This window comes from Leptodesmis sp. (assembly GCF_052746595.1).
Map to the genome: position 1 here is coordinate 1 of NZ_JBRAGO010000127.1, position 11,717 is coordinate 11,717.

The 11,717-nt window shown below is 48.4% G+C and carries 12 protein-coding genes; 6 read left to right on the forward strand and 6 right to left on the reverse strand.

Annotated features, from left to right (window positions below):
* The first annotated feature begins 88 nt into the window (after window positions 1–88).
* From ACUVQO_RS20470 to ACUVQO_RS20485, 4 genes are all read left to right on the forward strand, one after another.
* Complete coding sequence (locus ACUVQO_RS20470) at window positions 89–337, forward strand: hypothetical protein (protein WP_445927680.1); 249 nt, start codon at window positions 89–91, stop codon at window positions 335–337.
* A gap of 145 nt (window positions 338–482) precedes the next feature.
* Entirely contained in the window at window positions 483–1,385 is a 903-nt protein-coding gene (locus ACUVQO_RS20475) for a carbohydrate ABC transporter permease (RefSeq protein WP_445927681.1), read from the forward strand.
* Window positions 1,386–1,392: 7 nt separating this feature from the next.
* Window positions 1,393–2,145 carry a hypothetical protein gene (locus tag ACUVQO_RS20480; RefSeq protein ID WP_445927682.1) on the forward strand — a complete coding sequence of 251 codons (753 nt, stop codon included), beginning with the start codon at window positions 1,393–1,395 and terminating at the stop codon, window positions 2,143–2,145.
* Entirely contained in the window at window positions 2,117–2,299 is a 183-nt protein-coding gene (locus tag ACUVQO_RS20485) for a hypothetical protein (protein ID WP_445927683.1), read from the forward strand. Before ACUVQO_RS20480 ends, ACUVQO_RS20485 begins: the two co-directional genes overlap by 29 nt.
* A gap of 232 nt (window positions 2,300–2,531) precedes the next feature.
* On the opposite strand, the gene ACUVQO_RS20490 is transcribed toward ACUVQO_RS20485, so the two are convergent.
* From ACUVQO_RS20490 to ACUVQO_RS20500, 3 genes are all read right to left on the reverse strand, one after another.
* Entirely contained in the window at window positions 2,532–3,302 is a 771-nt protein-coding gene (locus tag ACUVQO_RS20490) for a M48 family metallopeptidase (protein ID WP_445927684.1), read from the reverse strand.
* 90 nt (window positions 3,303–3,392) lie between these two features.
* The gene (locus ACUVQO_RS20495) at window positions 3,393–4,472 is read right to left on the reverse strand and encodes a tetratricopeptide repeat protein (protein ID WP_445927685.1); all 1,080 of its coding nucleotides are present in this window, start codon (window positions 4,470–4,472) and stop codon (window positions 3,393–3,395) included.
* Window positions 4,473–4,716: 244 nt separating this feature from the next.
* Window positions 4,717–5,361 carry an RNA polymerase sigma factor gene (locus ACUVQO_RS20500; RefSeq protein WP_445927691.1) on the reverse strand — a complete coding sequence of 215 codons (645 nt, stop codon included), beginning with the start codon at window positions 5,359–5,361 and terminating at the stop codon, window positions 4,717–4,719.
* 831 nt (window positions 5,362–6,192) lie between these two features.
* Here ACUVQO_RS20500 and ACUVQO_RS20505 point away from each other — a divergent pair.
* Window positions 6,193–6,378 (forward strand): hypothetical protein, encoded by a 186-nt coding sequence (locus tag ACUVQO_RS20505; RefSeq protein ID WP_445927686.1) that lies wholly within the window; start codon window positions 6,193–6,195, stop codon window positions 6,376–6,378.
* A gap of 30 nt (window positions 6,379–6,408) precedes the next feature.
* On the opposite strand, the gene ACUVQO_RS20510 is transcribed toward ACUVQO_RS20505, so the two are convergent.
* The 3 genes from ACUVQO_RS20510 to ACUVQO_RS20520 all read right to left on the reverse strand — a co-directional run bounded on the left by ACUVQO_RS20510 (window position 6,409) and on the right by ACUVQO_RS20520 (window position 11,003).
* Entirely contained in the window at window positions 6,409–7,782 is a 1,374-nt protein-coding gene (locus ACUVQO_RS20510) for a GH1 family beta-glucosidase (protein WP_445927687.1), read from the reverse strand.
* 429 nt (window positions 7,783–8,211) lie between these two features.
* Entirely contained in the window at window positions 8,212–10,113 is a 1,902-nt protein-coding gene (locus ACUVQO_RS20515) for a sensor histidine kinase (RefSeq protein WP_445927688.1), read from the reverse strand.
* A gap of 59 nt (window positions 10,114–10,172) precedes the next feature.
* Window positions 10,173–11,003: a transporter substrate-binding domain-containing protein gene (locus tag ACUVQO_RS20520; RefSeq protein WP_445927689.1), complete on the reverse strand. Its 831-nt coding sequence runs from the start codon at window positions 11,001–11,003 to the stop codon at window positions 10,173–10,175.
* 186 nt (window positions 11,004–11,189) lie between these two features.
* Between ACUVQO_RS20520 and ACUVQO_RS20525 the strand changes: the two genes are divergently transcribed.
* Window positions 11,190–11,525 (forward strand): hypothetical protein, encoded by a 336-nt coding sequence (locus ACUVQO_RS20525; RefSeq protein ID WP_445927690.1) that lies wholly within the window; start codon window positions 11,190–11,192, stop codon window positions 11,523–11,525.
* Window positions 11,526–11,717: the final 192 nt, after the last annotated feature.

An 11,717-nucleotide genomic window follows, 5' to 3' on the forward strand; every position in this document is an offset into this window, starting at 1 on the left:
TCTGGAATATCCAGTCCCTCTAATTCTACTTCTGGTGAAACACGCATGGGAATGACTCTGTAGAAGTTGACTATTCTGGGAACGACATTTGAATGGTTCTTATAATTTACTTGCTAATGAATTACTCGATCAGGCGGGCGGCAAATTCGTGATCTTCCAGGGGGAAGTGTTAACCGCGCAGAATCTGGTATTCGTTCCTGAACAAATCACTTCTAGCGTCTCCGGAGTAAACTCTGCTAATGATTTCTGCACATTCCTGAAAGGTTTTGGCAGTTTTAAGAGTTTTAAGAAAGATTTGGTTCGCTCATGCTGGTGGATGCGCTCAAAAAGTCGCTAAGGCTTCTAAACAGGTTGCATCTTTAGCGGTAATCGCAGAAGCTTTAGATGAGAGCGCAGTAGACTTTTATATGAAACATGGCTTTCAGCCGTTCAGGCAAAATCCCATGAACCTCTACCTCCTCAATGATCCATGACGGATGACCATGACAAATTCCCTCCGATCGCAAGAACAACGCACGGGCATCTATTTGCTCTTACCAGCGGTGATCGTCCTGCTGGTGGTATTTGCCTATCCCATTGGTCGTTCTATCTGGCTGGGGTTCTTTGCTCAGAATTTGGGAACCGAGTTAGAACCGATTTTTGTGGGACTGGATAACTACATCCGCATCCTGGGCGATGCTCATTTCTGGCAAACTTTTGGGATTACCTTTCGGTTTACGGTCATTTCGGTACTGGTGGAATTGATCTTGGGCATGGCGATCGCTCTGGTGCTGGATCGGGCCTTTCGGGGACGGGATGTGGTGCGCACGATCGCCCTGCTCCCCTGGGCCTTACCTACGGCTCTAATTGCCCTGGGATGGACGTGGATTTTCAATGACCAGTTCGGGATTGCCAATGACATTTTGCTGCGGCTGGGACTGATTAAGGATGGCATCAACTGGTTAGGAGAACCGTTCACCGCTACCCTGGCGCTGATTGTGGCCGATGTCTGGAAAACCACTCCTTTTATCAGTATTCTGCTGCTGGCTGGATTGCAATCTGTTCCGGCGGATTTGTATGAAGCCTATGCGATCGAAGGCGCCTCACCCTGGCAGCGTTTCTGGGAAATTACTCTGCCCCTGCTGATGCCACAAATTCTGGTGGCAACGCTGTTCCGTTTCGCCCAAGCCTTCGGCATTTTTGATCTGGTGCAGGTGATGACAGGGGGCGGACCCGGTGGAGCAACAGAAGTTGTCTCGCTTTACATCTATGCTAATGCCCTGCGCTATCTGGATTTTGGCTATGCTTCTGCGCTGATCATTGTTACCTTCCTGGTGCTGGTGCTGGCGATCGCACTGTGCAGCCTTGCTATCTCCCGCACCCGTAATCACTCTGGAGAGGTTTAAAAATCAAATGGCTAAAAGACTTACCTTCAATGAGTGCGAAACTGCGATCGCGCAACGGACAATGCCCCTGGAGAAGTTGCCTGATTACGTCGATTTCGACCCGCAATCTCCAATTCCCAAACTGGTTTTTCGGGCGGATGCACTGATTGATCAACCTCCTCCTGACTACGATGTGGATGCTGAGATTTATCGGATGCTGCGGATTATCAGCGAAGAACGAGATGCCCATCTTGAAACCTTTGCCTTTGTTGGGCAGAAGCGCGTTGTTGCCGAAGGGGATTCCTGGTTTAATCTGCCTGTGCTGATTCGTCCGCCCGCGATCGCCGATTGGATTGAACGCAACGGACGCTTCAGGATGAGAAACATTGCCTATTGGGGACACACCCTGGAGCGAATTCTGCGCGATCAGGAGTACATGAGGGTACTGGCTCAGGAGAAACCTGAGTACTTTATGTTCAGTGCTGGTGGGAACGATCTGCAACTTGGATTAGCCAATGGCAGTTATGTGTATACCTATGATCCTGCCCGTCCCTTAGATCAATATTTGACGAAGGAAGGCGAGGCTGCGCTGGTTCAGATTGAGAAGGGTTACAAAACTCTGTTGGCTGAGTTGTCACAGTTTCCTGCTCTCAAAATAATCTGCTACGGCTATGATTACCCCCGTCCACTGGTGAAAGGGGGAACCTATATTGGGCAGTATTTACGCAAAAAAAGGCATTCCAGATCATTTGATGGGGCCAATTATCGCCTCGATTATTGACAAACTGAATGAGGTCGTTAAACGAGCCACTCAATCGACGAAGGCCCAATATCTCGATTGTCGCCGGGTCACAGAACCCTATACCTGGTATGACGATATGCATCCGACCGAGATGGCTTCCTGGCCCTGGCAGTTAAGTTTGAAGAAGCGATGAGTCGTCTGTAGCAACCTTTCGGCGATCGCCTGTCTTAATGACCCTGGCTAACTGTTCCGGCCCAGCTCTCTCCAACTCCAGCCGCGATCGCTGCTCCCATGAAAGTATTTCCGCCACCGGACTCAACTCAAATTCGATGGGCTATGGAACCTGCTAGTTTTACAACATTGCACGATCGCCCATTCTCTCAAGCAGAGTCCTTGGTCGCAAAAGGATGGGGAACTGACCGGGTTTAATAGGTGCCCTGATTAATTTTTTGTTCCAGAGCGGCAATACGATCGCGGGTGCTGGGGTGGTTACTCAAAAAGGTTGGGGGAGATGGGGATTGCAATAATTTACTCAGAAAGGCAGGCATAGCACGTGGATCGTATCCAGCACGGGTGAGATATTGAAGTCCCTTCGTATCGGCATTAAATTCATCCTGGCGATTATTGGGTAGATCGACAGCCAGTTTGTAAGCGATTCCCGCCAGGGCATTGCGATCCATCCCAGCTGCAGTCAAAGCGCCCTGAGCCAAACTGGTCTTCTTCAACCGTTTCACCAAATCGTCATTACAAATGTGGCCAATTTCATGAGCCATCACGGATGCTAACTGATCTTCCGTATCAGCGGCTTTAATGGTGCCCGTGTTGACGTAAACAAAGCCGCCTGTAGTAGCGAAGGCGTTGATTTGAGAATCCTGCACGACATAGAAGCGGAAGGGATATTGGGAACAGTCGCTGGCAGACACCAAGCGTTGCCCAATGCGATTCACCAGGGCATTGGTTTGAGGATTGGTATTGATGCGGTAGTTGCTGGTGACCTGTTGATGAATGCTTTCCCCTAGCTGAACCCGTTGCTGTGACGATAGGGTGTTTAACTGCAACAATTGAATGCCATTTAAAATCAGTTGCTGCCAGGGCAATGCTTTCGCAGTTTCTGGAGTCAAAACCCCAACGCCAAGGGTCATAGTCAAACCCAACAGGAAGGCTAATCCCTGACGTACCAGACGAGAAAGATGCATAGTGAATACCGTAATGAGAGAGACTGAACGATGTAGGGGTAAAACTAGGTGACTGTTCCCTTAATCTGGTAGTTCCCAGTATAGCGATCGCTATTTCCTGACTTCATTCTCCAGGGCTGCGAGTTGGCCCCGGATCAGGTCAGCCTGCTGTTGATTATTGAGACGCTTGGCAACTGCCAGTGCCTGCTCGTAATACTTTTGAGCGACCAAATTACGACCGATCTCCCGGTTCAGTTCTCCCTGCAGGGTCAGGATTGCCAGTTCTTCTTGCGGTCGGCCCAATTTCTGCACTACCTGCAGCCGTTCATCCAGGGCATCTCTGGCCAGGTCATACCGTCCCATGATTCGATATGCCTTGATTAAGCGATCGAGGGCAGCAAGCTGTAGCGCAGGACTATTTCCGACTTTAGCCATTGTCTCTGTTACGCCATAAAACTGAGTTGCCATGTAGTAGCGCTGCTCGGCCATCCGGACATCACCGTGCTGCCCCAGTTTGATCCCATAGCTAATAGGATTGGCGACCCACTCGGAGGGCGGGAGAAACGCCATTTCATACTCACGAGTATTGAGTTCGGGCTGATTTAGACTGTTGGCCAACCAGATCATATTTTGGGCTGTATGTGCTTCGCCACGATGGTTCCGCACACTGGAAGCCACATCCAACCCTTCAATAAACAGACTTCCAGCCGCCGGACTGCCCCCTGCTCTGGGAGCCAGTGCCTGTCCCAGATTGTTATTGGCGTAAATTTGAGTGTTGAAATCCCTCTGATCACGGGAAACGGCCAGTTGCCGACGCAGAGCATCTTCCGTGGCTCGCGGTAGCCCCTGGTGAGCATAGGCGATCGCCAGATAATTAAAAGCCAGCCCCTGACCGTCCATGTCTCCGGCTTGCAAATAAAGCTGCTGGGCCTGTTGCCAGGAGACGATCGCTCCCCGCCAATCTTCCATATCCGCGTGGGCTTTCCCCACCCCCATCAGTTGATCGGCCATATCTCGCTGCGGACTGCGGCTACCACTATTCAGGTAAACCGTCATCTGCTGATTCAAGCTCTGCCCCTGCGCCTCATTGGGCAGGAGAGCCACCGCTCCCAGCAGGGATAAAACTACGATCGCCCCAGCTTTTCCCATGCAAGCCCTGGAGCGATCGAATCCAGAAACCCAACGATTCATAGGCTTACCTCCTGAGCGGATCTCAGATTATTTTATAGATTTTCGATTTGCGATTTTAGATTGCAGAATGCTGCTAGAGTTCAACTGCAACCCTTCGATCTGCTCAATCTGCAATTTGAATCGGTATTAGAGTTTCGACTCTCATTTCAGACTGATCCAAAATCCAAAATCTAAAATCCAAAATCCCTAAAACGTCTACTAACAGAGTTACACACCCGTTAGCGATCGTCTATTCCCCAAGAGGTTATTTGGTCGCTAACTGGTTGTCCTGCGTCCAAGTATTCCCAGCCAGATAGATAGCCCGGACATCTTCCGGCAAACTTTCTTCTAACAATCGATAGCCTTCCTGCAGACGCACCCGTACTTCTGTGGGAGACATGGCATCCCCCTCAGCCTGCAGATAAGCTGCAATTCGGGTTTCGCTCCAACCAAACGTCTGCGCCATTAGCACCATCAGCCGCAGAATCGGTGGCATATATTCCAGTGCTCGCTCCATGTAACACCAGAGGGGAGGTGGAGCAGCTTGCAGGTTGTAGTGAATTGCTTCTACGGGCGGCAGTTCAGTTTGATTCATGCAAATGGCGGTGATATTTAACAACCAGCTTTGCAAAGTAAAGCCCGATTCTTCTCCTAGATGTCGGAGATCTAGTTCACTTAACTCGTAAAAAATATGTCGCCAGGTGGTGGCAAACAGGTAGTCTGCCTGGACGGGCGATCGGGCCGAATGCCGAATCAGGGTATACACCATTGCACTGTAGCGACAGAAGATAGCTGTGAAGTACTGGCCCGCATCGGTATGACGCTGAAATAAGGTCAACAACTCCTGGTCGCTGTAATGGGCCAGGGACTTGACGAGAGAGTGATTACATTCGGGAAAGGAAGGAATCATCACGGTTCAAACCACACATGACTGTGAAATGCCCCCTACTATAGGCGCTTTTTGCAAAAAGGCACGAATTTTTTTGAAAAGATTAGAAATGTTGGAAAGTGAGGAATGATGAGCTTTTCAGCCTATGTCTAAACTCCAGGCGGAAGGCAGAAGACGAGGGGCACAATGGAACAATAGCTGGCATTCATGGCCATCACCATCTCTCACGCTTCAACTAAATCGCAAAATTCATCCGCGTGAAGTAAAACCTCGCCGTAATCAGGAATCCAGGCTAGCCAGTGGTTTGCTGAAGTTTGACAGAGTAGTAAGGCTTCATCAAAAGAAAAGGCGGTAGGTAGATTAAATACCTTCACCTAGGTAGAAGGCTCCCATTCACAAAGAGTGAGCTGAGACAAATTGCGGAGTTTCTCCCAGGACAGGGGAGTAGAAGCGAATCCCGGTTGGGATGGCACAGAAGTAGATCGATGAAATCGCAAACTCATATAGATTTATCCTTGAATCTGTAGTTTATGCTACAGATTTTTTCTGGCGACTTGTATTAGGCGTCTCAGAAATTTACAAAAGCCTAATGGCGTAGGAATGACTTTTGTCCTGTGTCATTCATTCATGGTCACTTGGTAGCTGATCTGCGTCACTATTGCTCAAGCCTGCTCGTCACTGGTTCATGAACAAAACATCACAGGCTTGAACTTGGGGTTATTACTGGAATCCACCTTTAAGGAAGTGATATTAATAACATCACAAAGTTGAATCAAACCAGATTCAATCTTACTTAAGAATCAAGCTTTCTGGATTTCCTATTCGTCCTATTGTCATAAAGGTGTTGTAGTGATGAAATCAGCGACACAATTAGTCGAAGTTGTTGAACAAGTGTTAGAAGCGGGTGTGCTACCAATGGCTGTTGAACGGAATCTTTATCAACTCTTAGAGGATAGCCAGGCTGATGCTAAAGAAATGGCCGCTATTGAACGATTCATGGAAGCTATGATAAACGGAATGATTCAACCCGTTGCTTAACCCAGATTTTTTGCTTTTTGACAAGATTCTCTATACAACTCGATTTTGACGAATGCATTCTGCATACCAGTGAAAGCTCGCTTTGGGAATGCGTTGTTGAGTTCGGTAATCGTTGTATAAAATGCCAAAACGGCGATCGAAGCCCCAGGCCCATTCAAAATTATCCATCAGGCTCCAGACGAAATAGCCTTTTACGGGATAGCCTTCTGCCACGGCCCGATGCACTGATTTTAAGTATTGCCGTAGATAAAGGATGCGATCGCTGTCCAAAATCTCCCCCTGTGTCGTCAATTCATCCTGCGCTGCACAGCCATTTTCAGTAAACACAAGGGGCAACTTCGGTTGATTCAGAACATCTGAAATATGCCGCACTGCCCAGTACAGTGATTCAGGGACAATCCAGAGCCAGGGCATATGCAGTTTGGGATAGCCTCTGGCATAGTCCAAAAATTCATACCCCTGAGCATTATTTGCTGCTCGGACATAAGTTCCGGTATAGACATTCAACCCCAGCCAATCGAGCGGCTGCTGGATAATTTCCAGATCTCCCGCTTGCATGTTCGGGGCATCCTTACCCAACTGTTCCAGATAAATAGCACTGTACTGACCCGTTAAGGCCGGAAAAATAATTCCCCCATTTCGCCAACTGGTATGAAATGCTTTCTGGGCAGCGGCAATATCGGCTGGAGATTCCGTTAAGGGTACCGTCACAGATGGATTATCCACCAGGGCCACGGTACAGGGTTGGGGAGAAGCCGCCCGAATTGCCTGACAGGCCAAACCATGAGCTAACAAAGCATGATGGGAGGTTTGCCAGACTTCTTTTTGGGTAGATACTTTCGTGCCGGGAGCATGGGGTGGAATTTTCCCGACTTCATAGCCCATGTGGGTAAAGCAGACAATTTCGTTCATGGTCATCCAACTGCAGATGCGATCGCCCAATCGGGATACCACCGCACTGACATAATCCGCAAAGTCCTGAGCCATTTCTCGACTGCGCCAGGAACCATAACGATCTTCCAATGCCTGGGGACTGTCCCAGTGAAACAGGGTGGCATGAGGAGTGATGCCTTTTTCCAGCAGGCGATCGACCAGCCGCCGATAAAAATCAATGCCAATTTCATTCACGGCTCCCCGTCCGTCTGGAATCACGCGCGGCCAGGAAATGCTGAAGCGGTAATGTTTAATGCCCAGTTTTACCATCCACTCAATGTCACTTTCATAGCGATGATAGTGATCGTTGGCGATCATCCCCGTATCTCCGTGTAGGACTCGTCCCGGCTTGGCACTAAACGTATCCCACACACTGGGTTTCCGTCCCCCTTCCTGGGCTGCTCCTTCAATCTGATAGGCCGCAGTGGCAGCCCCCCACCAAAAATCACTGGGAAATTGGTAGCTGGTCATGGTTGTCCTTTGTTCTTCATCTTGTGTGCTTCGCCTGTAGATGCGATCAGACTGTCCAAGGTAATACCTCTTGTTTGCCAATAACGCTGAGCTAGAGGGTGTTTTAGAAGCATCTGGCGGTTAAAACCGCGACTACACTCACCTAATCTGCCGATACAGACTCAATACAATCAAGGTTTTCAGTAATCTGCGTTGGCAGGTTTTCTCGGTACAGCCGCGACTTCAGTCGCCAGGGTGAAAAAGAGACTGGCTTTTAAAACATCTTTAAAGCATCCTCTTAGAGAGATCGCTCTCTAAAATTAATGGCTTTGCTAGACACTGATGCAAGCGTCAATGTATTACCTTATGAAGTGGGTTTGCGACTGGGGGCAGTTTGGCAAGAGCAAACAGTATCCATCCAATTAAGCAGCAATTGAACAGCACCGTTAGCTAAAAAACTTCAGAGCTTTTCTGGATGGGAATCTCAAGGAAAAACTCCGTTCCTTTTCCAGGTTGGGAAACACAGTACAACCTCCCTTGATGTCGTTCAACGACGATCTGGTAACTGATGGACATACCCATACCTGTGCCCTTGCCTACGGGTTTGGTGGTAAAGAACGGATCGAAAATCCGCTGTTGCACCTCCGGAGTCATGCCTGGACCGTTGTCTGCGATCGCAATTTGCACCATCCCCGAATCTAGCTTCCGGGTTTGAATCCGAATCGTGCAGGGGTGCGCTGGATCCAAATTCGGATTACGCTGGTCTTCCATAGCATCTAGGGCATTCACCAAGATATTCATTAGCACCTGATTCAGTTGGCTGGCATAGCAATTCACTAGGGGGAGTTCTTCATAGTCCTTGATTACCTCGACAGCCGTTTGATTGGGGGTAGCCTTTAAACGATGTTGCAAAATTAGCAGCGTACTATCGATGCCTTCATGAATATCCACGGGTTTGACCTCGGCCTGATCCAACCGGGAGAAGTTTCGTAAGGAGAGAACAATTTGCTGGATGCGATCGGTTCCTACCCTCATGGAAGCCAGGGTTTTGGGTAAATCTTGAGCTAAAAACTCAAAATCAATGTCTTCTAAGTAATTCTGAATTAACTCTGGGGGTGTAGGAAAGTGCTGCTGATAGAGATCAATCAGATGCAGGAGATTCCTGGCATACTCATCAACATAGGTAATATTGCCATGAATAAAATTGACTGGGTTATTGATCTCATGAGCTACCCCCGCGACTAAATTTCCCAGAGCAGACATCTTTTCAGTTTGAATCATCCGCAGCTGGGATTGCTGCAGTTGCTCCATTGCGTTGGATAACTCTGCCGTCCGTTCTGCCACCCGCTTTTCCAGAAGTTCATTCGATTTCTTGAGATGTCTTTGCTCTATGGCCTGCACCCGCCCCAGAATAATCAGCAGAACTGCAGCCATACCAGCCATGACTAAGGCAATAATATCCAGAAGTTGCAACTGAGATTCAATATTCTCTCTGGGAATCACCAGTGCCACCGACCAATCTGCCTCCCACAGGGGAAGATAGGCCACATACTGCATCCGATCGTTAACCTTGATGAGATCCATGCCCTGCTTGTTTTTGAGCATGTGTTGGATTACTGGCAACAGTTGGGGATCTTGGACTTGCTTCTGGTTAAAACTATAGGAGCGATCAGCATGAGCTACAATTCGTCCCTGAGAATCAACTGCAAAGGCATAACTGTGGTTGCCATATTGCAAACTGCTAACCACCAAATTCACGCGATCTAAGCGTACCAGACTGTGAATCTCTCCAATGGGTTGACTATTGGTATGAAAATTTTGTCGAATCGGAGTTGCAACTACAATAGTTGGAGTTTTGTTGGCTCGGCTAATCAGCGGACTACTGACACTGGTAATGCCTGCCATTGCTTTTTTAAAATAGGCGTGATCAGCTACATTTGCAGGCTTGCCCCCGATCACGTTACGCCATCCATCTGGCTTACCAATGGCAATGGTATAGATATCACTAGATCGCAGGATTTCTGCCTTCAAGTAAGGTTCTGCTTTGGCCCAATCCAGCGATCGCACCTGAACCGTATTTGCCAGGATTTCAACGTAAAATTTTTGGTTAGAGAGCCAGCGATCCAGGCTTTCTCGACCTTCATATAGTTTAAAAAAGGCATTTTTCTTCAAACTTTCCAGCATGGTATTACGCACCAAATGGTAGCTATAGTAAGCACCACAACTGACTAACAAGATACTGCCAGCAATCAACGATCGCAGCAACAACTTACGCTGATGAGAAGCCAGCTTTCGAGGAACGGAGTTTGTCAACCGGATCAATGAAACACAGCGAAACAAAGAAGTATTCATGTAAAATGCGGCAATCACCAGGCAATAAAGGTTCTTGGGAAAGATTGTCAAATGTCATTTTAACCAGTCCTGCTGGAGTCTTCCAGTGTTCCCTGTTCCCGTTGTTGCTGCAACAACTGGTTCAACAAATCTAGCAATTCTCGATTGCCCTTCTTCACAGCCCAGGCCGCATAGAGTTTGCGACTCACCCGCTCTCCTAGTTCAAAGATGGCAGGTTTCCCATCCACTAATACGGAGAGAGACACGATGTTGTGGAGCACTGCATCCAATTTTTGGTTGATCAAATCCTGGTAAGCTTGTGCAAACCTCTGGTACTGCTTGATCGATCTCAGCTTGCCTCCTTGCTGCTGCAATCTTGCTTCTAAGTCAAGAATGGCGGCCATCGATATCCCTCCCTGCTGTACCCCTAATATCTTACCGGAAAGGAATTTCACTCCCTGAATTGAGGAGTCATCCTTGCGTTTGATATAGGCGATCGTCGATTCTGCGATCGGCATCGTGAAGTCCAAAAATTCCGCCCATTCGTCGGTAATCCCTACTGCAGAGAGGGCTACATCGTATTGGCCTTGCTTTACCCCAGGCAAAATTCCCTGCCAGGGCACAATATCCTGTTGAATCTCAAAGGATACTGCTTCTCGTAAACGAGCCAGCAATTCATGATCAAAACCGAAGGGTTTACCATTAAGTAGAAACTCAAAGGGTGGATAATCATCCTCTGTGGCAACCCTCAGGTAGCCCTGCTTTTGAATCTGATCTGCCAACGTTTTGCTGATGTTGAGACTGGATTGGCCCTGATTAGGGTTTTGCAGAGCCCGAAGACGGCCATAGCCCCCTGCCGTCAGCAGAAAGCTTGTTCCAGCTTGAAGCATGAAACGCCTACGAACCGCCATAACAGATTATAGTAAATTTGCTTCCCACAGAATTCCCGGGAAGCATCCTCCCTCAACCATTTGAGTTTGAGCTGGTTAAGCTTCGGCCAACAATCATGAGACTCTCTACAGAGCAAGTATCTGCTTGCTGCAATCTCAACCCAACTCAAACGAGTCGTATGTCCAATTTCGACGCCACTCAATAAGATGCTGCTTTCTTACAAAGCAAACCATATGATCGGCGGCCAAGCTCCAAGTGCTTACCTGAAACAGCTTCAAACCCATAAAGCAGTTCAGTTGGATGATCCGGGCATGGATGCTATCTTACTGACTCATTCTATTGATCCAGTTACACTTCGACGAGACAACTTTGAAGGATTTGTCGGTAATCGCAAGCGATCGCTCCTGACTAGAATTGAAGCAGTGATGGGTAAGGCAATCGTTCTGTCTGATGAGGCAGTCCCTGATACTGATCGTGATCCACAGGCTGGAATTGCAAGTGCCGATGCTGAGATTGGGCGACAGTGCCAACCGCTATCCTGACTTAGTAGTTCTGCGACCCGAACAAACATAATAGGATTCAAGGGGTTTACAGCCGAACAGAACAGGGCTGCCTATTGACATAGGTAATTTCACCCGACTACTTTTAAGGGTTGATCTATGTATAAGCGATTGTTTCTACGGGACTGACGGGGCTCGAACCCGCAACTTCCGCCGTGACAGGGCGGTGCTCTA

What these genes read in the sequence shown, in the direction of transcription:
- ACUVQO_RS20475 (WP_445927681.1), top strand. Translation starts at nt 483, where the DNA reads ATGACAAATTCCCTCCGATCGCAAGAACAACGCACGGGCATCTATTTG.
- ACUVQO_RS20480 (WP_445927682.1), top strand. Translation starts at nt 1,393, where the DNA reads ATGGCTAAAAGACTTACCTTCAATGAGTGCGAAACTGCGATCGCGCAA.
- ACUVQO_RS20485 (WP_445927683.1), top strand. Translation starts at nt 2,117, where the DNA reads ATGGGGCCAATTATCGCCTCGATTATTGACAAACTGAATGAGGTCGTT.
- ACUVQO_RS20490 (WP_445927684.1), bottom strand. Translation starts at nt 3,302, where the DNA reads ATGCATCTTTCTCGTCTGGTACGTCAGGGATTAGCCTTCCTGTTGGGT.
- ACUVQO_RS20495 (WP_445927685.1), bottom strand. Translation starts at nt 4,472, where the DNA reads ATGAATCGTTGGGTTTCTGGATTCGATCGCTCCAGGGCTTGCATGGGA.
- ACUVQO_RS20500 (WP_445927691.1), bottom strand. Translation starts at nt 5,361, where the DNA reads ATGATTCCTTCCTTTCCCGAATGTAATCACTCTCTCGTCAAGTCCCTG.
- ACUVQO_RS20505 (WP_445927686.1), top strand. Translation starts at nt 6,193, where the DNA reads ATGAAATCAGCGACACAATTAGTCGAAGTTGTTGAACAAGTGTTAGAA.
- ACUVQO_RS20510 (WP_445927687.1), bottom strand. Translation starts at nt 7,782, where the DNA reads ATGACCAGCTACCAATTTCCCAGTGATTTTTGGTGGGGGGCTGCCACT.
- ACUVQO_RS20515 (WP_445927688.1), bottom strand. Translation starts at nt 10,113, where the DNA reads ATGAATACTTCTTTGTTTCGCTGTGTTTCATTGATCCGGTTGACAAAC.
- ACUVQO_RS20520 (WP_445927689.1), bottom strand. Translation starts at nt 11,003, where the DNA reads ATGGCGGTTCGTAGGCGTTTCATGCTTCAAGCTGGAACAAGCTTTCTG.
- ACUVQO_RS20525 (WP_445927690.1), top strand. Translation starts at nt 11,190, where the DNA reads ATGCTGCTTTCTTACAAAGCAAACCATATGATCGGCGGCCAAGCTCCA.